Source organism: Modestobacter sp. URMC 112 (assembly GCF_053502575.1).
The window spans coordinates 589,698-615,633 of the sequence record NZ_CP199957.1; the positions used below are offsets into that span (position 1 = coordinate 589,698).

25 protein-coding genes and 3 tRNA genes are annotated in these 25,936 nt (G+C 75.0%); 16 read left to right on the forward strand and 12 right to left on the reverse strand.

What is annotated here, in order from left to right; translation table 11 throughout:
• The first annotated feature begins 69 nt into the window (after positions 1–69).
• From ACWIX6_RS02765 to ACWIX6_RS02780, 4 genes are all read left to right on the forward strand, one after another.
• Positions 70–1,044 carry a sugar ABC transporter substrate-binding protein gene (locus tag ACWIX6_RS02765; RefSeq protein WP_448615325.1) on the forward strand — a complete coding sequence of 325 codons (975 nt, stop codon included), beginning with the start codon at positions 70–72 and terminating at the stop codon, positions 1,042–1,044.
• Positions 1,045–1,172: 128 nt separating this feature from the next.
• Positions 1,173–2,090, forward strand: coding sequence for an ABC transporter permease (locus ACWIX6_RS02770; RefSeq protein ID WP_448615326.1), 918 nt, complete (start codon positions 1,173–1,175; stop codon positions 2,088–2,090).
• Positions 2,087–2,881 carry an ATP-binding cassette domain-containing protein gene (locus ACWIX6_RS02775; protein WP_448615327.1) on the forward strand — a complete coding sequence of 265 codons (795 nt, stop codon included), beginning with the start codon at positions 2,087–2,089 and terminating at the stop codon, positions 2,879–2,881. Before ACWIX6_RS02770 ends, ACWIX6_RS02775 begins: the two co-directional genes overlap by 4 nt.
• Positions 2,882–2,981: 100 nt before the next feature.
• A complete protein-coding gene (locus tag ACWIX6_RS02780) occupies positions 2,982–4,304 on the forward strand; it encodes a M23 family metallopeptidase (protein WP_448615328.1) in 1,323 nt (440 codons plus the stop codon).
• Between the two features lie 10 nt (positions 4,305–4,314).
• Here the strand turns inward: ACWIX6_RS02780 and ACWIX6_RS02785 are convergent, their stop codons facing one another.
• On the reverse strand, positions 4,315–4,842 hold the full coding sequence (locus tag ACWIX6_RS02785) for a hypothetical protein (RefSeq protein WP_448615329.1): 528 nt from the start codon (positions 4,840–4,842) through the stop codon (positions 4,315–4,317).
• A gap of 57 nt (positions 4,843–4,899) precedes the next feature.
• Between ACWIX6_RS02785 and ACWIX6_RS02790 the strand changes: the two genes are divergently transcribed.
• Positions 4,900–5,769: an MBL fold metallo-hydrolase gene (locus ACWIX6_RS02790; RefSeq protein WP_448615330.1), complete on the forward strand. Its 870-nt coding sequence runs from the start codon at positions 4,900–4,902 to the stop codon at positions 5,767–5,769.
• A gap of 45 nt (positions 5,770–5,814) precedes the next feature.
• Positions 5,815–7,437, forward strand: coding sequence for a mycofactocin dehydrogenase MftG (gene mftG / locus ACWIX6_RS02795; protein WP_448615331.1), 1,623 nt, complete (start codon positions 5,815–5,817; stop codon positions 7,435–7,437).
• Positions 7,438–7,522: 85 nt separating this feature from the next.
• Here mftG and ACWIX6_RS02800 read toward each other — a convergent pair whose 3' ends face one another.
• The 3 genes from ACWIX6_RS02800 to ACWIX6_RS02810 all read right to left on the reverse strand — a co-directional run bounded on the left by ACWIX6_RS02800 (position 7,523) and on the right by ACWIX6_RS02810 (position 9,873).
• Complete coding sequence (locus ACWIX6_RS02800; RefSeq protein ID WP_448615332.1) at positions 7,523–7,732, reverse strand: hypothetical protein; 210 nt, start codon at positions 7,730–7,732, stop codon at positions 7,523–7,525.
• A 125-nt stretch (positions 7,733–7,857) separates the two neighbouring features.
• On the reverse strand, positions 7,858–9,030 hold the full coding sequence (locus ACWIX6_RS02805) for a 4-hydroxybenzoate 3-monooxygenase (protein ID WP_448615333.1): 1,173 nt from the start codon (positions 9,028–9,030) through the stop codon (positions 7,858–7,860).
• Positions 9,031–9,096: 66 nt separating this feature from the next.
• Complete coding sequence (locus tag ACWIX6_RS02810) at positions 9,097–9,873, reverse strand: IclR family transcriptional regulator (protein WP_448615334.1); 777 nt, start codon at positions 9,871–9,873, stop codon at positions 9,097–9,099.
• 68 nt (positions 9,874–9,941) lie between these two features.
• On the opposite strand from ACWIX6_RS02810, the gene pcaH reads away from it, so the two are divergent.
• The 6 genes from pcaH (at position 9,942) to ACWIX6_RS02840 (ending at position 15,140) form a co-directional block, all read left to right on the forward strand.
• A complete protein-coding gene (pcaH, locus tag ACWIX6_RS02815; protein ID WP_448615335.1) occupies positions 9,942–10,709 on the forward strand; it encodes a protocatechuate 3,4-dioxygenase subunit beta in 768 nt (255 codons plus the stop codon).
• Positions 10,706–11,320, forward strand: a complete 615-nt coding sequence (gene pcaG / locus ACWIX6_RS02820; protein WP_448615336.1) for a protocatechuate 3,4-dioxygenase subunit alpha — start codon at positions 10,706–10,708, stop codon at positions 11,318–11,320. The genes pcaH and pcaG overlap by 4 nt, the downstream gene beginning before the upstream one ends.
• A gap of 22 nt (positions 11,321–11,342) precedes the next feature.
• Entirely contained in the window at positions 11,343–12,710 is a 1,368-nt protein-coding gene (gene pcaB, locus ACWIX6_RS02825) for a 3-carboxy-cis,cis-muconate cycloisomerase (protein ID WP_448615337.1), read from the forward strand.
• Positions 12,711–12,789: 79 nt separating this feature from the next.
• Positions 12,790–13,566, forward strand: coding sequence for a 3-oxoadipate enol-lactonase (gene pcaD, locus ACWIX6_RS02830; RefSeq protein WP_448615338.1), 777 nt, complete (start codon positions 12,790–12,792; stop codon positions 13,564–13,566).
• On the forward strand, positions 13,563–13,964 hold the full coding sequence (gene pcaC / locus ACWIX6_RS02835) for a 4-carboxymuconolactone decarboxylase (RefSeq protein WP_448615339.1): 402 nt from the start codon (positions 13,563–13,565) through the stop codon (positions 13,962–13,964). The genes pcaD and pcaC overlap by 4 nt, the downstream gene beginning before the upstream one ends.
• A 150-nt stretch (positions 13,965–14,114) precedes the next feature.
• Complete coding sequence (locus tag ACWIX6_RS02840) at positions 14,115–15,140, forward strand: glycosyltransferase (RefSeq protein ID WP_448615340.1); 1,026 nt, start codon at positions 14,115–14,117, stop codon at positions 15,138–15,140.
• 31 nt (positions 15,141–15,171) lie between these two features.
• Here ACWIX6_RS02840 and ACWIX6_RS02845 read toward each other — a convergent pair whose 3' ends face one another.
• Entirely contained in the window at positions 15,172–16,767 is a 1,596-nt protein-coding gene (locus ACWIX6_RS02845; RefSeq protein WP_448615341.1) for a sensor histidine kinase, read from the reverse strand.
• A 16-nt stretch (positions 16,768–16,783) separates the two neighbouring features.
• On the reverse strand, positions 16,784–17,524 hold the full coding sequence (locus ACWIX6_RS02850; protein WP_448615342.1) for a response regulator transcription factor: 741 nt from the start codon (positions 17,522–17,524) through the stop codon (positions 16,784–16,786).
• Positions 17,525–17,762: 238 nt separating this feature from the next.
• On the opposite strand from ACWIX6_RS02850, the gene ACWIX6_RS02855 reads away from it, so the two are divergent.
• The 3 genes from ACWIX6_RS02855 (at position 17,763) to ACWIX6_RS02865 (ending at position 21,931) form a co-directional block, all read left to right on the forward strand.
• Complete coding sequence (locus ACWIX6_RS02855; protein WP_448615343.1) at positions 17,763–19,298, forward strand: aldehyde dehydrogenase family protein; 1,536 nt, start codon at positions 17,763–17,765, stop codon at positions 19,296–19,298.
• Positions 19,299–19,573: 275 nt separating this feature from the next.
• Positions 19,574–20,479: a 3-hydroxyisobutyrate dehydrogenase gene (gene mmsB / locus ACWIX6_RS02860; RefSeq protein ID WP_448615344.1), complete on the forward strand. Its 906-nt coding sequence runs from the start codon at positions 19,574–19,576 to the stop codon at positions 20,477–20,479.
• Positions 20,480–20,551: 72 nt separating this feature from the next.
• Entirely contained in the window at positions 20,552–21,931 is a 1,380-nt protein-coding gene (locus tag ACWIX6_RS02865) for an MFS transporter (RefSeq protein WP_448615345.1), read from the forward strand.
• Between the two features lie 248 nt (positions 21,932–22,179).
• Here the strand turns inward: ACWIX6_RS02865 and ACWIX6_RS02870 are convergent.
• The 3 genes from ACWIX6_RS02870 to ACWIX6_RS02880 all read right to left on the reverse strand — a co-directional run bounded on the left by ACWIX6_RS02870 (position 22,180) and on the right by ACWIX6_RS02880 (position 22,484).
• Positions 22,180–22,253, reverse strand: a tRNA-Phe gene (locus ACWIX6_RS02870).
• Positions 22,254–22,288: 35 nt separating this feature from the next.
• Positions 22,289–22,362: transfer RNA gene (locus tag ACWIX6_RS02875), tRNA-Asp, on the reverse strand.
• A 49-nt stretch (positions 22,363–22,411) separates the two neighbouring features.
• Positions 22,412–22,484 (reverse strand) — tRNA-Glu (locus tag ACWIX6_RS02880).
• Between the two features lie 128 nt (positions 22,485–22,612).
• On the opposite strand from ACWIX6_RS02880, the gene ACWIX6_RS02885 reads away from it, so the two are divergent.
• Positions 22,613–23,284: an AMIN-like domain-containing (lipo)protein gene (locus tag ACWIX6_RS02885; RefSeq protein WP_448615346.1), complete on the forward strand. Its 672-nt coding sequence runs from the start codon at positions 22,613–22,615 to the stop codon at positions 23,282–23,284.
• A 3-nt stretch (positions 23,285–23,287) separates the two neighbouring features.
• Here ACWIX6_RS02885 and ACWIX6_RS02890 read toward each other — a convergent pair whose 3' ends face one another.
• Genes ACWIX6_RS02890 through wrbA form a run of 3 tightly spaced genes read right to left on the reverse strand, consistent with a single transcriptional unit; the run spans position 23,288 to position 25,885 of the window.
• Positions 23,288–23,605, reverse strand: a complete 318-nt coding sequence (locus tag ACWIX6_RS02890) for a hypothetical protein (RefSeq protein ID WP_448615347.1) — start codon at positions 23,603–23,605, stop codon at positions 23,288–23,290.
• 17 nt (positions 23,606–23,622) lie between these two features.
• Complete coding sequence (locus ACWIX6_RS02895; RefSeq protein WP_448615348.1) at positions 23,623–25,245, reverse strand: metallophosphoesterase family protein; 1,623 nt, start codon at positions 25,243–25,245, stop codon at positions 23,623–23,625.
• A gap of 37 nt (positions 25,246–25,282) precedes the next feature.
• Positions 25,283–25,885: an NAD(P)H:quinone oxidoreductase gene (wrbA, locus tag ACWIX6_RS02900; RefSeq protein WP_448615349.1), complete on the reverse strand. Its 603-nt coding sequence runs from the start codon at positions 25,883–25,885 to the stop codon at positions 25,283–25,285.
• Positions 25,886–25,936 lie beyond the last annotated feature (51 nt).

Genomic DNA, 25,936 nt, shown 5'->3' on the forward strand with positions numbered 1-25,936 from the left:
GGCCGAAGACGGCGGTTCCCGGGGGGAGCAGAGGCGGCTCGGGCCGCCGACACAGGAGGACACCACACGATGGCTGCAACCCAGCGACTGCTCGCGCTGGCGCTCGCCGCGCCGCTGCTGCTCTCCGCCTGCTCCGGCAGCGAGCAGACCGCCGACGGCGACGGTGCCGGCGGCGGCAGCGGAGGCGACCTCAGCTTCGCGGTGGTCACGCACGGGTCGGCCGGCGACGCGTTCTGGGACGTCGTCCAGAACGGCGCCGAGGCCGCGGGCGAGGACCTCGGCATCGAGGTGGACTACCAGAGCGACGGGGACCCGCAGCGGCAGTCGCAGCTCATCGACGCCGCGGTCAACGAGCAGGTCGACGGCCTGGTGGTGTCCATGGCCAACCCCGACGCGGTGCAGGACTCGATCGCCGCGGCGGTGTCGGCGGGCATCCCGGTGGTCACGATCAACTCCGGCGGTGAGCGCTCGGCGGAGTTCGGGGCCATCGGCCACGTCGGCCAGGACGAGGCCGTCGCCGGCCAGGGAGCCGGCCAGCGGCTGGCCGCCGACGGCGCGCGGACCGTGCTGTGCGTGGTGCACGAGGCCGGCAACATCGGGCTGGAGCAGCGCTGCGACGGCGCCTCGCAGGGCCTGGGCGCCGACGTCCGGCTGGTGCAGGTGGACGTCAACGACCTGCCGGGCGCGCAGTCGACGATCACCTCGCAACTGCAGGGCGACGCCCAGGTCGACGCCGTGCTGACGCTGAACTCCGCGGTGGCCACGGTGGCGGCCGCGGCGGTCTCGGACGCCGGCTCCGACGCCGCGGTGGCCACCTTCGACCTCAACAACGACGTGATCGCCGGCATCCAGGACGGCACGATCTCCTTCGCCGTGGACCAGCAGCAGTACGAGCAGGGCTACCTGCCGATCGTGATGCTCAAGCTCTACGCGGAGAACCTGAACACCGTGGGCGGCGGCCGTCCGGTGCTCACCGGCCCGGGCATCGTGGACGCGGACAACGTCGACGAGATCGCCGAACTGTCCTCGGCGGGTACCCGCTGAGCGCCGCCGCCGAGGCGCCGCCCCGGCCCGACGAGCGGCTGGCGGCCACCGGGCTGGGACGGCGGCTGCTGGTCAAGCCCGAGCTCGGCTCGCTGATCGGCGCCGTCGTCGTCTTCGCGTTCTTCGCCGTGCTGTCCGAGGACTTCCGGTCCCCGGGCGGGGTGGCGAACTGGCTGGACCCGGCCTCGACGCTGGGCATCATGGCGGTCGCGGTGGCGCTGCTGATGATCGGCGGGCACTTCGACCTGTCCGCCGGGGTGCTGACCGGGACGGCGGCGCTGACCGTGGGCATCCTGACCGGCGAGCTGGGCACCGACGTCTGGACGGCGATCGCGGCCGCCCTGGCGCTGGCCCTGGCGATCGGCTTCCTGAACGGCTGGCTGGTCACCCGCACCGGCCTGCCCAGCTTCATCATCACGCTGGGCACCTTCCTCATGCTGCAGGGCCTCAACCTGGGGCTGACGAAGGCCTTCACCGGCACGGTCGTCGCCGGCGGGATCGCCTCGGCGCCCGGCTACGAGGCCGCGGAGGCCGTCTTCGCCTCCCGGTTCACCATCGCCGGCGCGCAGTTCCGCATCGCGGTGCTGTGGTGGGTGCTGGCCACCGTGGTGGCCACGTACGTGCTGCTGCGGACCCGCTTCGGCAACTGGGTCTTCGCCACCGGGGGCGACCCGGTGGCCAGCCGGAACGTCGGCGTGCCGGCCCGGCGGACGACGATCGTGCTGTTCATGACCACGGCCGGGGCGGCCTGGCTGGTGGGCACCATCCTCGCCGTCCGGCTGACGTCGGTGCAGGCGAACACCGGGACCGGCAACGAGCTGATCTACATCGTCGCCGCGGTGATCGGCGGGTGCCTGCTCACCGGTGGCTTCGGCTCGGCGATCGGCGCCTCCCTGGGGGCGCTGATCTTCGGCATGACCCAGCTGGGCATCCCGTACCTGGACTGGGACGCCGACTGGTTCTACTTCTTCCTCGGCGCGATGCTGCTGCTCGCGGTGCTGGCCAACCGGCTGGTGCGGCGCTACGCCGAGGCGGCCCGGCGGTGAGCGCGGCCGCGACGCCACTGCTCGAGCTGCGCGGCATCGGCAAGACCTACGGCTCGGTCATCGCCCTGGACGGCATCTCCACCAGCGTCCGGGCCGGCGAGGTCACCTGCGTGCTGGGCGACAACGGAGCCGGGAAGTCCACGCTGATCAAGGTGCTGGCCGGGGTGCACCGCCCGACCTCCGGGCAGCTGCTGCTCGACGGCCAGCCGGTGGACTTCGCGGCGCCCCGGGACGCGCTCGACGCCGGCATCGCGACGGTCTACCAGGACCTGGCGATGATCCCGCTGATGGCGATCTGGCGGAACTTCTTCCTCGGCTCGGAGCCGACCACCGGCTGGGGACCGTTCCGCCGGTTCGACAGCGCCACGGCCAAGGAGGTCACCCGCCGGGAGCTGGCCGCGATGGGGATCGACATCCGCGACCCGGACCAGCCGGTCGGGACCCTGTCCGGCGGCGAGCGCCAGTCGGTGGCCATCGCCCGCGCCGTGCACCTGGGGGCGCGGGTGCTGATCCTGGACGAGCCGACGTCGGCCCTGGGCGTCCGGCAGGCCGGCGTCGTGCTGCGCTACATCACCCAGGCGCGGGACCGCGGGCTGGGCGTCGTCTTCATCACGCACAACCCGCACCACGCCCATCCGGTGGGCGACCGCTTCCTGCTGCTGAACCGTGGCCGCAGCATGGGCGACTTCGCAAAGGGCGAGGTCAGCCGGGACGAGCTCACCACCATGATGGCCGGCGGCCGGGAGCTGGCCGAGCTGACCCGCGAGCTGGAGCGCGAGCCGGACAGCTGAGGACGTCGGGGAATGCGCCGCGTGTTGCCTTTGTGACTGAAGGTGAGAATGCGAGAGTCGACGGGCTCATCCGTCCGCCCCTCTTCCCCAGGGAGCGACCATGTCGCAGCGCCCGCTGCGCCTGTCCCCGGCACCGCCGGCCCGCGGTCGGCGACCCGCCCGCCGCCTCGCCGGCGTCCTCGCGACGCTGATGACGGCGGCGGTGCTGACCGTGGGCGCCGGCCCCGCGTCGGCCGAGCCGGACCCGGTGAACCCCACGGACGGCGAGCTGGACCAGGCCGCCACCGCCAAGCAGGCCGCGGAGGCTGAGGTGGGCCGGATCGCCGCCCTGGTCGCCGACGCGGAGTCCCGGCTGGAGCAGGCCCAGGTGCTGGCCGAGGCAGCGGGCACCGCCTACCTGGCGGCCGAGGAGGAGCGGCAGCTCGCCGACGCGGCGGCCGCCGCCGCGGCCGAGGAGCTGCGGCTCGCGGTCGAGGCGGTCACCGCCTCGCACGCCCGGATCCGGGACTTCTCCCGCGACAGCTACATGAACGGCGGCGAGCTGACCAGCGAGCTGGCCCTGCTGGACGCCGACGGGCCCGCCGAGCTGGTGCGGAAGGCCGCGATGCTCGAGTACGTCGCCGCGCACCAGCTCGACGTGCTGGGCCAGCTCGAGGCCGCGCAGCAGCGGCAGGCCGAGGCGGAGGCGACCGCCCGGGCCACCCGCGACGAGAAGGCGGCCGCCGAGGAGCGGGCCGCTGCCGCCCGCCAGGCCGCCGACGCCCAGCTGGCCGCCCAGCAGGTGGCGGTCGCCCAGGTGGCCGAGCAGAAGGCGGCCTACGACCAGCAGCTGCAGGACGCCCAGGTGCGGCTGCTCGAGCTGCAGGGGGCCCGCAACGCCTACGAGCAGTGGCTGGCGCAGAAGCGGGCCGAGGAGGCGGCGGCGGCCGAGCGGCAGCGCCGGGCGGACGCCGAGGCGGCCGCGGCGGCCGGGCGGGCGGTCGCGGGCGGCGGCGGCTCGGTGGCGGCCTCGTCGGCGGGCTACGTCCGGCCGACTAGCGGCACGATCACCAGCTGCTTCGGCGCCCGCTGGGGGGTCACGCACTTCGGGGTGGACATCGCCGCGCCGATCGGCACCCCCGTGTACGCGGCGACCTCCGGGGTCGTGGCACGTGCCGGCGCGGCCACCGGGTTCGGTCTGGCGGTCTACGTCCGGGGCGACGACGGCGCGATCACCGTCTACGGGCACGTCAACGAGTACTACGTGTCCCCTGGCGAGCGGGTGTCGGCGGGGGAGCAGATCGCCGAGGTCGGCAACCGTGGCCAGTCGACCGGCCCGCACCTGCACTTCGAGGTGCACCCCGGCGGTCAGATGTACAGCGGCCAGGTCAACCCGGTGCCGTGGCTGCGGTCCCGCGGGGTGCCCATGGACCGCTGCGGCTGACCCCGGGAGGTCAGCCGGTCGGCGTCGAGCTCGGGGCCCCATCGGCGGCGTTGGCGCAGTTGGCCGTGACGAAGCCCTCCAGGTTCTGCTGCGGCTCGGCGACGTCGGTCTGGAAGGTGGTGACGGCGTCCTGCAGCGCCGCCTGCCCCTCCGGCGTCCCCACGTCCGTGCCGGCGACGGCGTCGCGCAGCCCGACCAGGCCGTCCTGCAGGGCCGACCAGTCCGCGCTGATCTCCGCCGGCGGCTGGACCTGGTCGAAGGCCGCGACGCTCTGGTCGAGGACGGCGGTGTAGTTGGCCGGGTCGGTGACCGAGCCGAAGGCCGCGGTCAGCTCGGTGAACACCGTCTCCGCCTCGGTGCAGAACGCCTGCACGTCCTCCTCGGAGGTGGTCGCCGTCGCCTCGGCCGGCGCCGAGCCGGTCGCCGTCCCGCCCGTCGTCCCGGCCTCCGGCTCCTCGGAGCCGCCGCAGGCGGTCAGCAGGAGGACGGCGGCGGCCGCCGACAGGCCGCCCCTCAGGACGGAGGCGGGAAGGCGCATGGACCCACGCTATCGGCTGGCCGGAGCGCCCACGGCCGGAGCGGCTAGCGTGCGGGGGTGAGCGCTCCCGTGGACCCGCGCAGCGGCTGGGCCCTGCCCGCGCTGGGCACCCTGCCGCGCACCGCCGAGCTGGAGCCCCTGGTCACCCGGGTGCTGGCGCCCAACCCGTCCGGCATGACGCTGGACGGCACCAACACCTACCTGGTGGGGGCGCCGGGCAGCGGGCAGGCGGTGGTCGTGGACCCGGGCCCGGCCGACGAGGCCCACCTGGCGGCGGTCGAGGCGGCGCTGTCCGCCCGCGACGCGGAGGTGGTGGCCCTGCTGGTCACCCACCACCACGGGGACCACGCGGAGGCGGCCGCGCCGTGGAGCCGCCGCTTCGGCGCTCCGGTCGCCGCCGCGGACCCGTCGGTGGCCGGCCCCGGCGGCCGGGTGCTGGAGCCCGGGGAGCGCCTGGCGCTGGCCGGCACCGCGCTGGGCGTCGTCCCCACCCCCGGGCACACCGCCGACCACGTCGCCTTCCGGCTGGAGTCCGGCGCCGTCCTGGTCGGCGACCACGTGCTGGGCCGGGGCACCTCGGTGGTCACCCACCCCGAGGGGGACGTGCTCGCCTACCTGGAGTCGCTGCGCCGGGTGCACGACCTCGGGCCGTCGGCGCTGTACTGCGGGCACGGACCGGAGCTGACCGAGGACCCGCTGGCGGTGCTGGACTTCTACCTGGCCCACCGCGCCCACCGCGAGGCCCAGCTGCTGGACCTGCTGTCCGGCGGCCCGCGCACCGTCGACGAGCTGGTGGCCGCGGTGTACGCCGACGTCCCCCGGCAGGTGTGGCCCGCGGCGGCCCAGTCGACCCGCGCGACGCTGGACAAGCTGGTCGCGGAGGAGCGCGTGCTGCCGGGCCCGGACGGGTCCTTCCGGCCGGCCTGACCGCCGGGCGGCGGCGGGACCGGACCGGCGCCTAGCGTCGGGGCCGTGGAGCACTGGGACGTCGTCGTGGTCGGCGCGGGCTCGGCCGGGTGCGCGCTGGCTGCCCGGCTGGTGGACGCCGGCCGCCGCGTGCTGCTGCTGGAGGCCGGCGCCGACCACCGCGCCGAGGCCGACTTCCCCGCCGTCCTCCGCGACGCGGCGACGCTGGGCGCCGCCGTCCCCGGGCACCCGGCCAACTGGACCTACACCGGCCTGCTCGCCGAGGACGTCCGCTACCCAGTGGTCCGCGGGCGCGGGGTCGGCGGCTCCAGCGCGATCAACGGCACCTACTTCGTCCGCGGCACCCGGGCCGACTTCGACGGCTGGGCGGCCGAGGGCAACCCGCTGTGGTCCTACGACGCCGTGCTCCCCGCGTTCCGGCGGTCGGAGACCGACGCCGACTTCGGCGACCGGCCCGGGCACGGGACCGGCGGGCCGATGCCGGTCAACCGGTCGGTGCCCGACCACCCGGTGGTGGACGCCTTCGCGGCGGCCTGTGCCGAGCTGGGGTTCCCTCCCGAGCCGGACAAGAACGCCGACGGGGAGCCCGGGCACGGCCCGATCCCGGCCAACACCCGGGACGGCGTCCGGGTCAACACCGCGATCGCCTACCTCTCCCCGCGCCGGGACGCCCCCGGGCTGACGGTGCGGGGCGACATCCGGGTCACCCAGGTGGTCGTCGAGGGCGGCCGCGCGGTGGGCGTGCAGACATCGGGCGGGGTGGTGCGTGCCGACGAGGTGGTGCTCGCCGCCGGCGCGGTGGCCTCGCCGCACCTGCTGCTGCTGTCGGGGATCGGGCCGGCCAGGCAGCTGCGGGCCGCCGGCGTGCCGGTGCTGGTCGACCTCCCCGGGGTCGGCGCCGAGTTCAGCGACCACCCCGACATCTACGTCACCTGGCAGCCCAGCCGCCGGCTGCCCGCACCCCGGGGCATGCCCCCGCTGGCCACCGCCCTCAACACCACGGCCGAGGGGTCGCCGGCGCACGGCGACCTGGAGGTCATGCCGTGGCTCAAGCCGTTCAGCTCGGTGCTGCTCGACCCCGGCAGGTCCGCGCTCGCCGGGGCGGCCGAGGTGCTCCGCCGGCCGGCGGCCACGCTGCGCGCGCTGCGCGGCGCCTCGCTGCACCGGCTGCTGGACCAGGCCCGGCGCCGCGACGACCTGTACCTGGCGGTGGCGCTGCAGCAGGAGGACAGCCGCGGCAGCCTCACCCTGACCAGCGCCGACCCGTCCGTCCAGCCGCGGCTGGACTACCGCTACCTGTCGGTGGAGTCCGACCGCCGGCGGATGCGGCAGGTGGTGCGGCTGGCCGCGGAGCTGCTGCGGACGGCGGCGTTCGAGCCGCTGGTCGCCGAGCGCACCGGCCTGCCCGACGACGTGCTCGCCGACGACCGGGAGCTGGACCGCTGGACCCGCCGGCACCTGGCCACCGCGATCCACCTGGCCGGCACCGCGCGGATGGGCCCCGACGGCGACCCCGGGGCGGTCGTGGACCAGGAGCTGCGGGTGCGCGGCGTCGAGGGCCTGCGGGTGGTGGACACCTCGGTGATGCCCCGGGTCACCTCACGCGGGCCGGCGGCCACCGCGGTGATGATCGGCGAACGCGCCGCCGAGCTCATGACCGACACTTGACCGGGGCCCGTTAGGCCCCGTGGTCGGCCCTCCTGCAGGGGCCCGCCCCGAGCTTGCGAGGGGTGGGGGGCAGGAGGGTCCTTCGTCAACGGAGGGCGCGGATCTGGGTGCTGGTCTGCGACAGCGGTGACCAGGCGTCCGGATGGGCCTGACCGGCGTCCACCACCCACGACGGCGTCCGGGTGGCCGTGGTGGCGCCGCGCTCCGTCGGTCGGGCGCTGAGGCTCACGATCAGGGCGAGGAGCACGAAGAGCCCGACGAGCACACCAGCGATGACCAGGAACGTCGACAACATGACAGCCAAGCTAACGGGGAGGACCGGTCCGTGTCAGCGACGCCAGCGGGCAGAACTGGCCCGACTTCGGGGACGGACTGGGGCCAGTTTGCCAGTTGACGCCGCTCCGGGGAACCGTCCGTCGGTCAGGAGTCCACCGGCAGGCCGGTGTAGTTCTCCGCCAGCTCGCGGGCGGCGGTCTCCGACGAGCAGACCCGGCGCAGCTGGGAGAGCTGGAGCTCGGCGTCGAAGTCGTCCCCGGAGCGGTGCAGCATCGAGGTCATCCACCACGAGAAGTGGGTGCACCGCCAGACCCGGGCCAGCGCCGAGTCGGAGTAGGCGTCGACCAGGTCGGTCTGCTTCTCCGCGAGCAGCCGGACCAGGGCCCGGGCGAGCAGGGTGACGTCGGCGACGGCCAGGTTGAGGCCCTTGGCGCCGGTCGGCGGCACGATGTGGGCGGCGTCGCCGGCCAGGAACAGCCGGCCGCGGCGCATCGGCGCGCTGACGAAGGACCGCATCGGCAGGATGGACTTCTCCGTCACCGGGCCGGTCCGCAACGACCAGCCGTCCAGGGCGAGCCGGGTGGACAGGGCGTCCCAGATCCGGTCGTCGGACCAGTCCTCGATCTTCTCGGTGGGGTCGACCTGGACGTAGAGCCGGGACACCGACGGGGAGCGCATCGACAGCAGCGCGAAGCCGTCGGGGTGCCAGGCGTAGACCAGCTCGTCGGCCGAGGGGGCGACGTCGGCCAGGATGCCCAGCCAGGCGAAGGGATAGGTGCGCTCCCACACCCGCCCGGACGTGCCGGCGGTGACCAGCGGCCGGGAGACGCCGTGGAAGCCGTCGGTGCCGGCGACGACGTCGCACTCGAGCACCTGCGGGACCCCGTCGGCGTCGGTGAACCTGATCCGCGGCGAGTCGCCGTCGACGTCCTCGGGGGAGACGTCGGAGACCCCGAACAGCAGCGGCGGCCCGCCGTCGAGCTGGGCGGCGATCAGGTCCTTGGTGACCTCGGTCTGCCCGTAGACCCACACCCGGCGGCCGCACAGCGCCGGGAAGTCCAGGTGGTGCCGGACGCCGGGGTACTGCAGGTAGACGCCGTCGTGTGGCAGGCCCTGCCGGTCCAGCCGCTGGCCCACCCCGGCGTCGCGCAGCGTCCGCACCGTGTGCTCCTCGAGGATGCCGGCCCGGATGCGTGCCTCGACGTAGTCCCGCGAGCGGTTCTCCAGCACCACGGTGTCGATGCCCTGCAGCTGGAGCAACCGGGAGAGAAGCAGTCCCGCGGGTCCCGCGCCGATGATCCCGACCTGAGTGCGCACGGCCCGAGTGTGACCCGGGCTACCCGTGGAAGCGAGACCTTCCTCCCGCTGGACGGAAGCGTGCCGTCAGCGGAACTCCGCCGTCCGGGACAGCGCGCGGCCGATGCCGCGGGCGGCGACCTGCAGGGCCGGGACCGAGCGGGCGGTGTCCCGGCGGGTCGACGGGACGACGATGCCGAGCGCGGCGACGACCACCGGGCCGCCGGGGCGTTCCACCGTCACCGGGACGGCCACCGACGCCGCGCCCAGCGACATCTCCTCCGACGTCCGCGCCGATCCGCGTCGCCGGACCTCCGTGAGCTCCCGGGTGAGCCGCCGGGGGTCCACCACGCTGTGCCGGGTCTCCCGGGTCAGCGAGCGGAGCGCCTGCTCGACCACGTCGTCGGGTGCGGCGGCCAGCAGCACCTTGCCCACCCCGGTGGCGTGCAGTGGCAGCCGGCTGCCGACCTGGCTGACCACCGGCGCGGAGTGCCGGCCGGAGATGCGCTCCACGTAGAGCGCCTTCAGCCCGTCGCGGACCGCGAGGTGGACGGTGTCGCGGGTGGCGGTGTGCACGTCGAGCAGGAACGGCGCGGCGACCTGGCGCAGCTCGAGCTGCACCGGCGCCAGCAGCCCGAGGTCCCACAGCTTGCGGCCGATCTCGTAGCGGCCGTCCGGGCGGCGGGACAGCGCTCCCCACGCGACCAGCTCGGCCAGCAGCCGGTGCGTGGTGGTCAGCGGCGTCCCGGAGCGGGCGGCGACCTCGGAGAGGGTCAGCCGGGGATGGTCACCGTCGAACGCGTCGAGCACGCCCAGTGCCCGGGAGGTCACCGACCTCCCGGTCGCGTCGGATCCGCCGGCCACGCGAGCCCCTTCTGCCCAGTGGAAGTGGGTGCTGGTCGCGGCCAGGCTACGGGCCGTACGGTCCGGGCATGACCGGGACTGCATCGCGGGAACAGCGCCCCTCATCGGACAGCGCGCTCGTCCTGCCGCGCTACCTGCGCGAGGACGAGGACCGGCGGACGCCGCTGGGCTCTCCCGGGTACCGCAGCACCGCCCTGCGGGCGCCGCTGCGCACCCCGGTCGACCTGCCCCAGCGGCTCACCGAGGTCACCGGGCCGGTGCTGGGCGAGGACCGGGTGACCGCCGCGGACGCCGACCTCACCCTGCGGCTGGGCGGGGAGGCGCAGGGGCAGCGGATCATCGTCTTCGGCCGGGTGCTCGACAGCGACGGCCGGCCGGTGCCGCACGCGCTGGTGGAGGTCTGGCAGGCCAACGCGGGCGGCCGGTACCGGCACGTGGTCGACAACTGGCCGGCGCCGCTGGACCCGCACTTCGACGGGCTCGGCCGGGTGGTGACCGACGGCCTGGGCCGCTACGAGTTCACCACGATCAAGCCCGGCGCCTACCCGTGGGGCAACCACCACAACGCCTGGCGGCCGGCGCACATCCACTTCAGCCTCTTCGGCCAGGCCTTCACCCAGCGGCTGGTCACCCAGATGTACTTCCCGGACGACCCGCTGTTCGGCCAGGACCCGATCTTCAACGCCATCCCGCCGTCGGCCCGGCACCGGGCGATCAGCGCGTTCGACCTGGAGCGCACCCAGCCGGACTGGGCGCTGGCCTACCGGTGGGACATCGTGCTCCGCGGACGGGACCAGACGCCCTTCGAGACCGACGACGACGGGGACATCGCGTGAACGAGCGCATGAGCAGGCGCGGCACCGGCTTCCTCACCGAGCCCCTGCGGCTGGGCCTCACGCCCAGCGCCACGGTCGGGCCCTACCTGGCGATCGGCCTGACCTGGGACGACGGCCCGTACGCCGTGGCCGAGGGCACCGAGGGCGCGATCTGGCTGCGCGGCCGGGTGTTCGACGGCGCCGGGGACCTGGTGCCCGACGCGATGGTCGAGACCTGGCAGGCCGACCCCGACGGCCGCTTCGACCACCCCGACGCCCCGGCCGGCGAGCGCCGCCACCCGGGCTTCCGCGGGTTCGGCCGCTCGCAGACCGTCGAGCCGCCCGGTGAGTACGGCATCCTCACCCTGAAGCCCGGCCGGGTGGACGACGGCAAGGGCGGGCTGCAGGCGCCGCACGTCGACGTCTCGGTGTTCGCCCGGGGCATCCTGGACCGGGTCGTCACGCGGATTTACTTCGCCGACGAGGCCGAGGCCAACGCCTCGGACGACGTGCTGCAGGGCCTCCCCGACGACGCGTCGCGGCAGACCCTGATCGCCCAGCCGTCGGCGGACGGCTACGTCCTGGACGTCCACCTGCAGGGCGACCGCGAGACGGTGTTCTTCGCTGTCTGACCGGACAGGACAGACTGCAGCCATGACCGGCCTGTTCGACGGCACCTTCGCGCGCGGGGACGCCGCGGCGGCCGTCTCCGGCGACGCCTGGCTGCGCGCGCTGCTCGACGTCGAGGCGGCGCTGGCCCGCGCCGCCGCCCGCACCGGCCTGGTGGCCGAGACGGCGGCGGCGGAGGTGACCGAGGTCTGCGCGGACCCGGCCCGGCTGGACCTCGCGACCGTGCACCGGAGGGCCGCCGACGCCGGGAACCCGGTGCCGCCGCTGGTGCGCGCGCTGCAGGACGCGGTGGGTCCGCACGCCGCCCGGGCGGTGCACGTCGGCGCGACCAGCCAGGACGTCGTGGACACCGCGGCGATGCTGCTGGCCCGGCGGGCGCTGGCGCTGCTGGACGCCGACCTGGCCGCCGCCGCCGCGTCCTGCGCCGCGCTCGCCGCCGGCCACCGGGACGACGTGCTGATCGGCCGGACGCTGATGCAGCAGGCCCTGCCGCTCACCCTCGGGCTCAAGGTCGCCACCTGGCTGGCCGGCCTGGACGGCGTCCGGGCGCGGCTGGCCGCGGTGTCCGCGGCGCTGCCGGTCCAGTACGGCGGTGCCGTCGGGACGCTGGCGGCCAGCCGCGGCTCCGGGGTCGACCTGCGCCGCGCGCTCGCCGAGGAGCTGGGGCTGGCCCGGACCGACGTCCCCTGGTTCACCATGCGGCTGCCCGTCGCCGATCTCGCCGGGCTGCTCGGGACGACCGCCGGCGTGGTCGCCACCATCGCCCTGGATGTCGTGCTGCTGGCGCAGACCGAGGTGGCCGAGGTCGCCGAGGTGGCCCCGGGCCGGGGCGGCTCCTCGGCGATGCCGCACAAGGTCAACCCGGTGGCGGCCGTCTCCGCCCGCGCCTGCGCGCGCCGCGCGCCGGGGCTGGCCGGCACGCTGCTGGCGGCCATGGAGCAGGAGCACGAGCGCGGCGCGGGCACCTGGCACACCGAGTGGCCCACCCTCACGGCCTTGATGTCCACGGTCGGCTCGGCGGTGTCCTGGCTGGCCGAGTCGCTCGCGGTGCTGCGCTGGGACACCGCGCGGATGGCCGCCACCGTCGCCGCCGCCGCGGACCCGCGTCTGGCCGGCGCGCTGGCCGAGGCGCTCGTGCCCTCGCTGGGTGCCGGCCCCGCGCACGAGGCCGCCGCCGACGCGGTCCGCGCCGCGGCGTCCTCCGGGCGCCGGCTGGCCGACGTCGTCCCGGAGGTGCTGGCCGCGCACCCCGGAGCGGACGCCGCGGCCGTGCTGGCCGCGACCGCTCCGGACGTCGGCGAGGCCGGCGCCCAGGTGGACGCCGCACTCGCCAGCCACCTGGTCGCCGTCCAGGGCAACACCCCGCTCCCACCGACCGAGGGGAACCGATGAGCGCCGCGATGACGACGGACGAGCGAGCATCGCAGGGAGCGCCAGCGACCGAGGAGCGGAACGAGTTGGGAGTCGAGCCATGAGCACCGTCGAGGTGCACGCCGTGGTGGAGGGCCCGGACGACGCGCCGGTCCTGCTGCTGTCCAACTCCCTGGGCGCGGACCTGGCCATGTGGGACCCGCAGGTCCCCGTGCTCGCCGAGCGCTTCCGGGTGGTCCGCTACGACACCCGGGGGCACGGCCGGTCGCCGGTCCCCGACGGGGACTCCACCATCGACGACCTCGTCGACGACGTCGTCGCGCTGCTCGACCGGCTGGGCGTCGGGACGGCGCACGTGGTGGGGCTGTCCATCGGCGGCATGACCGGCGTGCGCCTGGCCGCACGGGAGCCGCAGCGGGTCGCCACGCTGGCGGTGCTGTGCAGCTCGGCGTACCCCGGCAACGAGCCGAGCTGGCGGGAGCGGGCGCACACCGCGCGCACCGAGGGCACCGGCGCGCTCGCCGAGGCCGTCGTCGGCCGCTGGTTCACCCCCGGCTTCGCCGCGGCCCACCCCGACCTGGTGGCCCGGATGCGGGACACCATCGCGGCCACCTCCGACGAGGGGTACGCCGGCTGCTGCGCCGTCCTCGCGGGCCTGGACCTGCGCGGCGACCTGTCCCGGATCAGCGCACCGACGCTCGTCGTCTCCGGCGCGGACGACCCGGCGCTGCCCCCGGCGCACCAGCAGCAGCTCGCCGACGGCATCCCCGGCGCCCGCCTGCTCACGCTGAGCCCCGCGGCCCACCTGGCCAACGTCGAGCAGGCCGCGCAGGTCACCGAGGCCCTGGTCGAGCACGCCGGGGGAGGCGCCCGGTGACCGAGCCCCTGGAGACCGACGAGCAGCGCCGCGCGGCGGGGATGCGGGTCCGCCGGGAGGTGCTCGGCGACGCCCACGTCGACCGGGCGGTCGCCGCGGTCACCCCGCTCACCGCCGACTTCCAGGACTTCATCACCCGGGTCGCCTGGGGCGACCTGTGGCAGCGGCCGGGGCTGACCCGCCGGGAGCGCAGCATGCTGACCCTGGCGATCACCGCCGCGCTGCGGCACTGGGACGAGTTCGCGCTGCACGTGAAGGCGGCGGTGCACAACGGCCTGACCGACGAGGAGATCGCCGAGGTCTGCCTGCACACCGCGGTCTACGCCGGGGTGCCGGCGGCGAACCACGCCCTGGCGGTGGCCCGGCCGATCCTCGACGAGCTGCGCGCCGGGTCCTGACGGCCCGGTCGGACGAGGACTCTGGCTCCGCCGGGTTGGGATCCGGCTACGCCGGGTAGACCACCGCTCCGGTGCCAGCCGACCTGGTTGTGCACCGCCCGTCGAGGAGGGCGCCCGGTCGTGGGGGCCGCCCAGGAGGCTGACCACCGCGTGACCGACGCCCCACCGGACCGGCCCCTGCTCCGGGTGGCCAGCGTGCCCGCCGGCGGCGCGTACCTCGACGCCGTCCTGCCCCCGGCGACCGTGCGGGTCGGGCCGGCGGGGCCGACCAGCCCGTGGCTGGACCCCGACCACCTGGCCGCCGCCGCCGCGGACGTCGACGTGCTGCACCTGCACTCCGGTTTCGAGGGCATGAGCTCCCCGGACCTGGACCGGTGGACGGCGGCGGTCCGGCGCACCGGGGTGCCGCTGGTGGTCACCGTGCACCAGCTGCGGCCGGTGGAGGGCGCCTCCCTCGCCCGGCACCGCGCCCGGCTGGCCACCCTGATGGACACCGCCGAGGTCGTCCTCACGCTGACCCCAGGGGCCGCCGACGAGATCGCCGACCGGTACGGCCGCACGGCCATCGTCGTCGCCCACCCGTCGCTGGCGGCGCCCACGCCGGGCGTCGGCCGGGAGACCCGGCTGGTCGGTCTCTACCTGGGGCGGCTGGGCCCGGAGGTGGCCGAACCGGCCGAGCTGGTCCGCGGCGCCCTCTCCGGGGCGGTCTCCGGTGGCGGCCGGCTGCGGGTCGACGTCCACCCCGACCTCGAGCTGCCCGCCGTCCTGCCCGACCTCGCCGCCCTGGCCGAGGCGGGGGAGCTGGAGCTGCGCCGCAGCCGGCCGCACCACCCGACCGCCTGGGTGCGCAGCCTGCAGGAGCTGCACGTCTCGGTGCTGCCGCACCGGGCGTGCACCCACTCCAGCTGGGTGGAGCTGTGCCGGGACGCCGGCACCCGGGTGGTGGTCCCGCGCGGCGGGCACCTGGACCAGCAGTGGTCCGACGTCATCGCCTACGACAACGACACGAGGACCGGGCTGGACGCGACCTCGCTGTCCTCCGCGGTGGTCGCCGCGCTCACCCGCCCGGCGCCGGGCCGGGCCGACCCGGCGTGGCGGGCCCAGCAGCGGGCCGCCGTCCGGCGGGTGCACGCCGAGGTGTACGCCCAGGTGGCCGGCGACCGCGTGTCCGCCTGACCCCCGGGCGGCCGGTCCCCGCGGCGGCGGGTCACTCGGCGGCGGGTCGGTCGGCCGCGGGTCGGTCGGCGGCGGCCGGCGAGGCGTGCGGCAGCCGGACGGTGAACGCGGTGCGGCCCGGCCGGCTCTCCACCGACACGGCGCCGCCGTGCGCGGTGACGACGGCGTGCACGATCGCCAGGCCGAGCCCGGTGCTGCCCGCGGCGCGGGACCGCGACGAGTCGCCCCGCGCGAACCGCTCGAAGACGTGGTCGAGCAGCCCGGCGGGGATGCCGGGGCCGTCGTCGACCACCTCGAGCCGCGCGCTGCCGCCGTCGACGGACAGCCGGGTGGTCGCCGTCGTCCCGGGCGGGGTGTGCGCTCGGGCGTTGGCCAGCAGGTTCACCAGCGCCTGGTGCAGCCGGTCCGCGTCACCGCTGACCAGCACCGGGGTGTCGGGCAGCTCCAGCTGCCAGCGGTGCTCGGGGCCGGCGACGTGCGCGTCGCTGACCGCGTCCACCACCAGGGCGGTCAGGTCGACCTCCGCGACGGACAGCTCCCGGCCGGCGTCCAGCCGCGCGAGCAGCAGCAGCTCCTCGACCAGCGCGCTCATCCGCAGCGACTCGGACTCCACCCGGCCCAGCGCGTGCCGGACGTGCTCGGGCAGCCCACCGCCCTGCCGGCGCACCAGCTCGGTGTAGCCGCGGATCGAGGACAGCGGGGTGCGCAGCTCGTGGCTGGCGTCGGCGACGAACTGGCGGACCTGCGTCTCCGAGGCCTGGCGGGCGGCCAGTGAGCCCTCGACGTGGTCGAGCAGCCGGTTCAGCGCGGTGCCCACCTGACCGACCTCGGTGCGCGGGTCGGTGTCCTGCGGCGGCACGCGCTCGGCCAGCCGCACCTCGCCGCTGGCCAGCGGCAGCTCCGACACCCGGGTCGCGGTGGTCGCCACCCGGGCGAGCGGCCGCAGCGTGCGACGGACCAGCAGCGCGGCCACCAGGCCCGCGGCCAGCAGCGACAGCAGGCCGACGAGCAGCTCCACGACCACCAGGTTGGCGACCGCGGCCCGGGTGCTGGTCAGCGGCAGCCCGTTGACCAGCACCTCGCCGTCGTCCGCCCGGTCCGCGACCACGCGGTACTCCCCGAGGTCGCCGCCGAGGTCCACGGTGCGGACCCGGCCGTCGGCGGGCACGGCGGCCAGCCGGGCACGCTGCCGGTCGCCGAGCTCCACCACCTGGAACCGCGCCCCGAGGACGGCGGCCTCGGTGGCCACCCCGTCGACGACGCGGGCGCCGAGGGTGCCCTCGCCCTGGCCGCGGGCGGACAGGAAGTCCGGCTGACCGGGCGGCCCGGCACCGCGTCCGTCGCCCGGCCCGTCGCCGCGCCCGCCGTCCTCCGGGCCGCCGGCCGGTGCCACGTCCCCTGGTGCGGCCCGGGGGTCGTAGTTGGCGGAGCGGAAGGCGACGTCCTCCAGCCGGGAGTCGACCTGTCCGACCAGTTCGTGCCGCAGGGCCGTGACGGACGCGACCCCCACGACGGCGAGCACGACCACCAGCGGGACGACGAACGCCACCAGCAGCCGGGTGCGCAGCGAGGGCCGGCGCAGCCCGCGGAGGGCGGGCCGGCGGGTGCCGGTCGGGCGGGCGCTCACCGCGCGCGGGTCGGTGTCATGCCGCGGGCTTGATCACGTACCCGGCGCCGCGCAGCGTGTGGATCATGGGGGAGCGGCCGGCGTCGATCTTCCGGCGCAGGTAGGAGATGTAGAGCTCGACGATGTTGCCCTGACCGCCGAAGTCGTACTGCCACACCCGGTCCAGGATCTGTGCCTTGGAGAGCACCCGCCTCGGGTTGCGCATCAGGTAGCGGAGCAGCTCGAACTCCGTCGCGGTGAGCCGGACGTCCGTGCCGCCGCGGGTCACCTCGTGGCTCTCCTCGTCCAGCGTGAGGTCGCCGACCACGAGCAGCCCGTCGTCGGCGACCACCCGGCTGGTGCGCCGCAGCAGCCCGCGCAGCCGGGCCGCGACCTCCTCGAGGCTGAAGGGCTTGGTGACGTAGTCGTCACCGCCGGCGGTGAGCCCGGCGATCCGGTCCTCCAGCGCGTCCTTGGCGGTGAGGAACACGACCGGGACCAGCGGCGAGTCCGCGCGCAGCCGGCGGAGGACCTCGAGGCCGTCCATGTCCGGCAGCATCACGTCCAGGACGACGGCGTCCGGGCGGAAGTCGCGGGCGACCCGGAGTGCCTCGGTCCCGTCGGGGGCCGTGCGCACGTCCCAGCCCTCGTAGCGCAGCGCCATCGACAGCAGCTCGCAGATCGAGGGCTCGTCGTCGACCACCAGCACCCGCAGCGCGCTGCCGTCGGGGCGGGTGAGCTGGGCGCGGGAGCCGGAGGCGGAGGCCGTCGTCGTCATGACGTCGACTGTGGACTCCGTTCCTCCGCGTTCCCTGGGTGCTGTCCGGGAACCTGCTGTGCGCCCGGCGCCGCCGGCCGGGGCCGGGCGCTCCGCATCCTGCCAGCCCTCACGTGCCCGCTCGCGGGAGAGTTCGGGAGGCAGGAGGCGCCGGACCCGAGCATGCTGGGACGCGGGGGCGACCGCCCTGGCGGCTCTCGCCCCTTCCGAGGTCACACCCCCAACGGAGAGGGACTCCATGTCGGTCGACGCACCCCCCACCACGCAGCAGGCCCAGGCCCCCGAGGCCGGGCGCGACTGGGGCATGTACATCGGCGGTGAATGGGTCGGGGCGCTGGACGGCCGGACGAGCGAGGTGATGTCGCCGTCCCGCCGGGGCAAGGTCCTGGGCCGGGTGCCGCGCGCCGACGCGGCCGACGTCGACCGTGCCGTCAAGGCCGCCCGCGCCGCCTTCCCCGCCTGGGCCGCGCTCCCCGCGACGGCGCGGCAGAAGGCCCTGCTGGCCATCGCCGACGACCTGTACGCCCACGCCGAGGAGCTGGCGCTGCTCACCGCCAACGACACCGGCAACGCGCTGCGCACCCAGGCCCGGCCGGAGAGTCAGACCCTGGCCAACCTGTTCCGCTACTTCGGCGGGGTGGCGACCGAGGTCAAGGGCGTGGTGCTGCCCGCCGGCGAGGGGCAGTTGCAGTACAGCATCCGCGAGCCCATCGGCGTGGTCGGCGCGATCCTGCCGTGGAACTCCCCGCTGATGATCGCCGGCATGAAGATCCCGGCGTCGCTCGCGGCCGGCAACACGATCGTGGTGAAGGCGGCGGAGGACGCCCCGCTGACCATCCTCCGGCTGGCCGAGCTGTGCGCGCCGCACCTCCCGCCGGGCGTGCTCAACGTGCTCACCGGCTACGGCGAGGACTGCGGCGCGGCGTTGACCGCCCACCCGCAGGTGGACAAGGTGTCCTTCACCGGCTCGACCGAGGTCGGCCGGATCGTCGGCGGCGTGGCCGGGCAGCGGCTGGCGCCGGTCTCCCTGGAGCTGGGCGGCAAGAGCCCGAGCATCGTGTGGCCGGACTCGCTGGACGACGCCACCGTCGACGGCGTCCTCACCGCCATGCGCTTCACCCGGCAGGGACAGAGCTGCACCGCCGGCTCGCGGCTGTTCCTGCACGAGGACATCTACGACGAGTTCCTCGACCGCACGGTGGCCAAGCTGAAGAAGCTGGTCGTCGGCGACCCGCTGGACGAGGCCACCGACATGGGCGCGCTGATCAACCAGGACCAGTTCGACCGGGTCACCGGCTACGTCGCCGAGGGCAAGGGCCGCGAGGACGTCACCGTCGCCCTCGACGGCGACGCCCAGGTGCCCTCCGGCCTGGACGGCCTCTACCTCGGGCCCACGGTGTTCTCCCGCGCCGACAACGACTGGCGGCTGGCCCGCGAGGAGATCTTCGGGCCGGTCATGGTGGCGATCCCGTGGCGGGACGAGGAGCAGGTGCTCGCGATGGCCAACGACAGCCACTACGGGCTGGCCGCCTACGTGTGGTGCAACGACCTCAGCCGGGCGCTGAACGCCGCGCACAGGATCGAGTCCGGCTGGATCCAGGTCAACCAGGGGGGCGGCCAGATGGTCGGGCAGTCCTACGGCGGGGTCAAGGAGTCCGGCATCGGCCGGGAGTTCTCCCTCGAGGGCATGCTGGAGTCCTTCACCCACATCAAGCAGGTCAACGTGAAGATCAACTCGGGTCCGGCCACCCAGAAGCCGACTGCGACGCCCTGAGGTCCCTGCGACGCCGGTGCGGACGCGCGGTCCGCACCGGCGTCGCGGCGTGCCCGCCGCAGGCTGCCCGTACCGGGCGGATCGAATCCGTCCGGAACTGACCCGGCGGACCCGGCCGGCCTGTGTAATCCTGCGACAGCCGGAGACGAGTGAGTCCGGCCACAGCGCACAGCACGAGTACTCCACCGAGGCGGAGCTCCTGTTCCCCGCCTCCCCGGGCGACCGGGAGCGGTCACCTCGGTGGCACACGGATCGCGACGAGGCGAGGAGTCCGGATGAACGTGGCATGGATCGGCCTGGGCAACATGGGCGGCCCGATGGCGGGCAACCTGGTGGCTGCGGGGTCGTCGGTGCGGGGGTTCGACCTCAGCGAGAAGGCCACCGCGGCGGCCGCGGAGAAGAAGGTCGAGATCGTGGGCAGCGTCGCCGAGGCGGTCCGCGACGCCGACGTCGTCTTCACCATGCTCCCCAAGGGCGAGCACGTCCGCGAGGTGCTGACCTCCCCGGACGGCGTGCTGGCGAACGTCCGGCCCGGCACCCTGATCGTCGACGAGTCGACCATCGACATCGAGGTGGCCCGCGAGCTGCACGAGACCGTCGCCGCCGCCGGGGCCCGCTTCCTGGACGCCCCGGTGTCCGGCGGGGTCTCCGGAGCCGCCGCCGGGACGCTGACGATCATGGTGGGCGGCAAGGAGGAGGACCTCGAGGAGGCCCGGCCGCTCCTGGAGGTGCTCGGCGGGAAGGTCGTCCACGCGGGCGCCGCCGGCAACGGTCAGGCCGCCAAGATCGTCAACAACATGATGTGCGGCGTCATCCTGGGGGTGACCTGCGAGGCGGCCGTGCTGTCCAAGCGGCTCGGCCTGGACCCGGCGACGTTCCACTCGATCGCGTCGACCTCCTCCGGTGACTCCTGGGTGCTGCGCACCTGGTACCCGGAGGCGGGTGTCGTCCCCAGCGCCGGGGTCAACCGCGACTTCGAGGGCGGGTTCGCCGTCGCCCTGCTGCACAAGGACCTCGGCCTGGCCGTCAACGCCGGGGAGTCGACCGACACGCCGCTGCCCTTCGTGGTGCAGGCGCGCGACGCCATGTCCGCGCTGATCGACGCAGGGCTGGCGGACAAGGACTGCAGCGTGCTGGTCAAGAAGGTCGACGGCACGCTGGACAGCACCGGCAAGGACTGACCGGAGGCGGTCCGCCGAGCCGTGGCGGACCGCTCCGCCCCCACCCCATCACTGGACGATTGGACGCACACGATGGGCGCTGTCACGAACCCCCAGGCCGACGAGGCCAGCAACAACACGCAGCTCCGCAAGGTCGTCACCGCCTCGATGGCCGGCACGGTGGTCGAGTGGTACGAGTTCTTCATCTATGGGACGGCGGCGACGCTGGTCTTCCCGGCGGTGTTCTTCCCGGGTGAGACGGCCCGGACCGGCCTGATCTACGCCTTCACCACCTACGCCGTCGGCTTCGCCGCCCGGCCGCTGGGCGGCCTGGTGTTCGGCCACTTCGGCGACAAGTACGGCCGCAAGAAGCTGCTGCAGCTGTCGATCCTGCTGGTCGGCGTCGCCACCTTCCTGATGGGCTGCCTGCCCAGCTACGCCCAGATCGGGTTCATGGCGCCGCTGCTGCTGGTCATCCTGCGGTTCATCCAGGGCTTCGCCGTCGGTGGTGAGTGGGGCGGCGCCGTCCTGCTGGTCGCCGAGCACTCCCCGAACAGCAAGCGCGCCTTCTGGTCGTCCTGGCCGCAGTCCGGCGTCCCGCTGGGGAACTTCATCGCCACCATCGTCCTGCTGAGCCTGTACGCCTTGCTCGACGACGAGGCGTTCCTGTCCTGGGGCTGGCGGGTCGCCTTCTGGCTGTCCGCGGTCATCGTGTTCGTCGGCTACTACATCCGGCGCAGCGTCGAGGACGCCCCGGTGTTCGTGCAGGCCCGGGAGCGGGCCGACACCGACCCGCCGGAGAAGCTCGCCCTCGTCACCGTCGTCAAGGCGTACCCGCGCCAGGTGCTGACCGCGATGATGCTGCGGGCCGGCGAGAACGTCCTCTACTACATCGTCGTCACCTTCTCGATCACCTACCTGAAGACGATCGGCGTCGACACGCTCCGGATCCTCGCCTACGTGCTCATCGGGCACTTCGTGCACATGTTCTGGATCCCGCTGGTCGGTGCCTGGGGCGACCGGTTCGGCCGCCGGCCGATCTACCTGACCGGGGCGCTGCTCATGGTGGGGTACCCGTTCTTCGCCTTCTCGCTGTGGGACGAGAACATGGGCGGCCAGGTGAACGTCTTCCTGACCGTGCTGGCCATCACCGCCGGACTGATCGTGCACGGGCTGATGTACGCCCTGCAGCCGGCGATGTTCGCCGAGCTGTTCCCGACGTCGGTGCGCTACACGGGGGTGTCGATCGGCGCCCAGCTGACCAGCGTGGCTACCGGGTCGGTGGCCCCGCTCATCGGCGTGGCGCTGCTGGGCACGGAGCCGGACTACGACTGGACCAAGGTCGCGATCTACGTCTCGATCATGGGTGCCGTCAGTGTCGTCGGCGCCCTGCTCTACCGGGAGACCAAGGGCGCGTCCCTGACCGACCTCGACACCGTCGAGCACGAGCGGGTGCTCGCCGAGCGCCGGTGACCGCACCGCCGGCAGCCGGGTCCTCCGGCTGCCGGCGGTGTCATCCGTCGTGGCCGGTCCCGGCCGGTGCCCACCGGCCGGGACCGACCATGTCGGGGGCCAGGTGTCGGGGGCCAGGTGCCCGGAGTGAGGCGTCCGGGGCGAGGTGCCGGGGGGACGACGTGTCCACGGACCCTCGGGTCGTGCACGTGGGACGGCGCCGCCGTGGTCCGGCGCTGGGCGCCCGCGCTGCGGCGGGGGAGTTCGAGTGGGCAGGGGCGGGGTCGAACCGCCGACCTCTCGCTTTTCAGGCGAGCGCTCGTACCGACTGAGCTACCTGCCCCTTCCCGGAGCCGAGGTACCTCGGACACCGGGCGGCGACCCTGACGGGACTCGAACCCGCGACCTCCGCCGTGACAGGGCGGCGCGCTAACCAACTGCGCTACAGGGCCTTGCGTGTGGTGCTGTGCCGGACCGGTCTGACCCGGTCCGGGTGGTGCGTGCCCCCAACGGGGTTCGAACCCGTGCTACCGCCTTGAAAGGGCGGCGTCCTGGACCGCTAGACGATGGGGGCTCGTGGTCGCCGGAGGCAGGGAGAACCATACATGGCCGCCGGCGGCCCCGACGACGCACCCCCCGTCGACACGGCCCCGCCTCGTGTCGCGCCCGGGACGACGGCCGGTCGGCTGCGACGCTGTCGGCATGCACCGTCGTCGCCCCGCCGCCGCGCTGTTCGCCGGCGCCCTGCTGCTGTCCACGACCGGAGCCCTCGCCGGGTGCGCCCAGCCGACCGGCACCGACGAGGCCGCCGCCAGCGGGTCCGCGCCGTCGTCCACCGCCCCCAGCAGCGCGCCGGCGTCCTCGTCCGCCACCGCCCCGGCCGACGCCTCGGGGTCCCCGGCCGCGTCCGAGGACGCGGCCGGCGACGGGCAGCCCTTCCCGGGGGACACCTCGGCCGACACCTCCGACCCGGTGGGGGCCGAGGGGCTCACGGTGACCAACGTCCGGATCGGCGCGCACGAGGGCTACGACCAGGTGGTGCTCGACGTGGCCGGGCAGGGCACCCCGGGCTGGGACGTGCAGTACGTCGACTCCGCGACCGCCGAGGGGACCGGGGACCCGGTCGACCTGGCCGGCCCGGCCTACCTCCGGGTGACCCTGACCGGGGTCAGCTACCCGTACGAGTCCGGTCAGCAGGAACGCGGCCGGGGGACGGTGGCCGCGCCGGGGACGTCCGCCGTCACCGGCGCCTGGTACGACGGCACCTTCGAGGGGCAGGCGCTGGCCTACGTCGGGACGACGGGGGAGCAGCCGTTCCGGGTCTACGCGCTCAGCGACCCGACCCGCGTCGTGATCGAGGTGGCCACCGGCTGAGGGTCAGCCGAGGCTGGCGGTGACCTCCACCGAGTCCTCGGTCACCGTGGTGCAGGTCAGCGACAGCGGTCCGGCGGTCACGCTCTCGCCCTGGGCGCAGGACACGCTGGCGTCCCCCACCGAGAGGGTGGCCCGGCCGTCCTGCACCCCGCCGAAGGCGAGGGACTGACCGAGGATGCTGGCCTCCGCGCCGTTGCCGCTCAGCGTCGCCGTGCACTGGCTGCCCGAGCAGTCCACGTTGTCCGAGCTCACGCTGCACGCCGTCAGCGGCAGGACCAGGAGGGCGGCGGCGGTGGTCAGGCGGGCGGTACGGGAGGCCATGCGGCCAGCGTAGGTGCTCAGCCGGTGGGGGTGGCCGAGGGCGCGGGGGGCGTGGCGACGCCGTCCCGCGGGGGCTCCGGGGTGCCCGAGGTCCCGCCGTCGTCCGCCGTGCCCGGCTCCCCGGTGCCGTCGTCCCGGGTCTGCTCCGCGGCGTCCTCGGTGAGGGGGCGGACGTAGCTGCGCTCGATGGTGACCTCCGACTCGCCCAGCCCGCCCAGGGTGATGTCGTCGTAGGCGGTGAGCTCGCCGGTGGTCCGGTCCAGGTAGAGCAGGGTGCAGGTCAGCGGGGTGGGGTCCTCGCCCTGCAGGCCCCGCAGCCCGGCGCCGCCGGTGGACCCCTGCACCATCAGCAGCGTGCCCTCCTCGAGCGCCGAGACGTCCCGGGAATGGGTGTGGCCGGCGAGCACCAGCGGGACGACGCCGTCCAGTGGCGGGGCGGCCTTCGGGTCGTGGACGAGCGCCACCGCCGGGGGGTCGGCCAGCGCGCCGGCCACCTCGGCCAGTTCCTCGCCGTTCTCCTCGAGCGTCTCCCCGGTCCCCTCGGCGTCCTTGTCCGGGGTGAAGCGGGGGTCGGCCGCCCCGACGACGGTGATCCCGGCGACCGTGACCGCCGAGTCGTCGAGGACGGTGGTGTTCGGCTGGGCGGCGACGGCCGCGGACGTGACGGCCGAGTCGTGGTTGCCGCGGATGTAGACGTAGGGGACGCCGAGGGCGCCGACGGCGGAGAGCAGGTTGGTCTCCGGCACGCTGCCCCAGTCGGTGATGTCGCCGGTGTCGAGCACCGCGTCCACCTCGAACTGCTCGGCGACCTGGGCCATCAGGTCGAAGCCCGACGGTGACAGGTGCAGGTCGGAGACGTGCAGCAGGGCCACGGTGTCCCCCGAGCCCGCGGGGACCGGCAGGGCGGACACCGCCGAGTAGAGCGTGCTGACGTTGACGACGAGGTCCTCGAGGGACGCCCGGTAGGCGTCGAAGCGGGCCACGATGTCCTGGGCGCTGCCGATCAGGCTGTTGGCGTTGACCAGCAGCCCGGTGTAGGTCGGCTGGGACAGGGCCTGGGGGCGCCAGGTGAGCGCGCCGAGGCCGGCGCTGCCGGCGACCAGGCCGGTGGCGACGCCGAGGGCGATCAGCGGTTCCCGCCAGCGCCGCAGCACGAGCAGCGAGGCGAGGGCCGCCCCACCGAGCGCGGCGGCACCGGTCGTCCAGGCCAGCCGCTCGACGGCGGCGCGGAGGTCGGCGCTGACGGTGTCGACCACGCCGTCCAGCTGGGCCGGGTCCCGGGCCAGGTCCAGGGCGCGGACCTCGTCGACCCGGCGGAGCTCGACCTCCAGGCGCAGTGGGCCGTCGTAGGCGTCCACCGCCAGTGCGCCGAGCGGGGGGATCTCCAGCTGTGCCCCGCCGCCGACCGGCCGGAAGGCCACCGTGGCGTCGAACGGCCCGATCGGGGCGTCGACCTCGGCCAGCAGGAGCACCCCGAGCACCGCTCCGACCGTGGCGACCAGCAGCCGTGTTCCCCAGCGCAGGAGCCGGCGCCGGCCAGTGGCACCCCGCCACAGCGGGGCGCCACCGGTCCGGTCGTCGGCGTCCGGGGGCAGCGGCCGGTCCCCGGCGTCGACCGGGGAGGGCGCTGGGTCGGTCACCGGGTCAGGGTAGTGAGCCCGGCCGCCGCGGCGGTGCTCAGGCGGCGAGCTTGCTGCTGACCTCGGCCAGCCGGCGTCCCTGGTAGCGGGCGGCCGCGCGCTCGGCCTCGGTGACCGTGGCCGACTTGCCGCCGGAGGCGTTCGAGACGCCGTAGGGGTTGCCGCCGGCCTCGAAGAGCAGCGGGTCGGTGTAGCCGGGCGGGACGATGACCGCCCCGAAGTGGCTGAACACGTTGAACATCGTGAGGATCGTCGTCTCGTTGCCGCCGTGCACGTTCTGCGCGCTGGTGAAGGCCGTCGCGCCCTTGTCCGCCAGCTTGCCGGTGAACCACAGGCCGCCGAGGGTGTCGATGAACTGCTTCATCTGGGCGGCCGGCGTGCCGAAGCGGGTCGGGGTGCCGAAGGCGTACCCGTCGGCCCACTCGAGGTCCTCCGGGGTGGCCTCCTGGACCTCGTCGGCCGTCGCGTCGACGTGCGCCTGCCACAGCGGGTTGGAGGCGATGGCCTCCGCCGGGGCCAGCTCGGGGACCCGGCGCAGCCGGACCTCCGCGCCTGCCTCCTCGGCACCCTCGGCCAGCGCGCCGGCCAGCTCGTGGACGTTGCCGGTGGACGAGTAGTAGATGACAGCGATCTTCGTCATGGGACTCACTGGCCGCAGTGCACCGGATCGCCGGGCACCGCCGGCAGTTGT

What these genes read in the sequence shown, in the direction of transcription:
- ACWIX6_RS02765 (WP_448615325.1), top strand. Translation starts at nt 70, where the DNA reads ATGGCTGCAACCCAGCGACTGCTCGCGCTGGCGCTCGCCGCGCCGCTG.
- ACWIX6_RS02780 (WP_448615328.1), top strand. Translation starts at nt 2,982, where the DNA reads ATGTCGCAGCGCCCGCTGCGCCTGTCCCCGGCACCGCCGGCCCGCGGT.
- ACWIX6_RS02785 (WP_448615329.1), bottom strand. Translation starts at nt 4,842, where the DNA reads ATGCGCCTTCCCGCCTCCGTCCTGAGGGGCGGCCTGTCGGCGGCCGCC.
- ACWIX6_RS02800 (WP_448615332.1), bottom strand. Translation starts at nt 7,732, where the DNA reads ATGTTGTCGACGTTCCTGGTCATCGCTGGTGTGCTCGTCGGGCTCTTC.
- pcaH (WP_448615335.1), top strand. Translation starts at nt 9,942, where the DNA reads ATGACCGGGACTGCATCGCGGGAACAGCGCCCCTCATCGGACAGCGCG.
- pcaB (WP_448615337.1), top strand. Translation starts at nt 11,343, where the DNA reads ATGACCGGCCTGTTCGACGGCACCTTCGCGCGCGGGGACGCCGCGGCG.
- pcaD (WP_448615338.1), top strand. Translation starts at nt 12,790, where the DNA reads ATGAGCACCGTCGAGGTGCACGCCGTGGTGGAGGGCCCGGACGACGCG.
- ACWIX6_RS02850 (WP_448615342.1), bottom strand. Translation starts at nt 17,524, where the DNA reads ATGACGACGACGGCCTCCGCCTCCGGCTCCCGCGCCCAGCTCACCCGC.
- ACWIX6_RS02855 (WP_448615343.1), top strand. Translation starts at nt 17,763, where the DNA reads ATGTCGGTCGACGCACCCCCCACCACGCAGCAGGCCCAGGCCCCCGAG.
- mmsB (WP_448615344.1), top strand. Translation starts at nt 19,574, where the DNA reads ATGAACGTGGCATGGATCGGCCTGGGCAACATGGGCGGCCCGATGGCG.
- ACWIX6_RS02865 (WP_448615345.1), top strand. Translation starts at nt 20,552, where the DNA reads ATGGGCGCTGTCACGAACCCCCAGGCCGACGAGGCCAGCAACAACACG.
- ACWIX6_RS02885 (WP_448615346.1), top strand. Translation starts at nt 22,613, where the DNA reads ATGCACCGTCGTCGCCCCGCCGCCGCGCTGTTCGCCGGCGCCCTGCTG.
- ACWIX6_RS02890 (WP_448615347.1), bottom strand. Translation starts at nt 23,605, where the DNA reads ATGGCCTCCCGTACCGCCCGCCTGACCACCGCCGCCGCCCTCCTGGTC.
- wrbA (WP_448615349.1), bottom strand. Translation starts at nt 25,885, where the DNA reads ATGACGAAGATCGCTGTCATCTACTACTCGTCCACCGGCAACGTCCAC.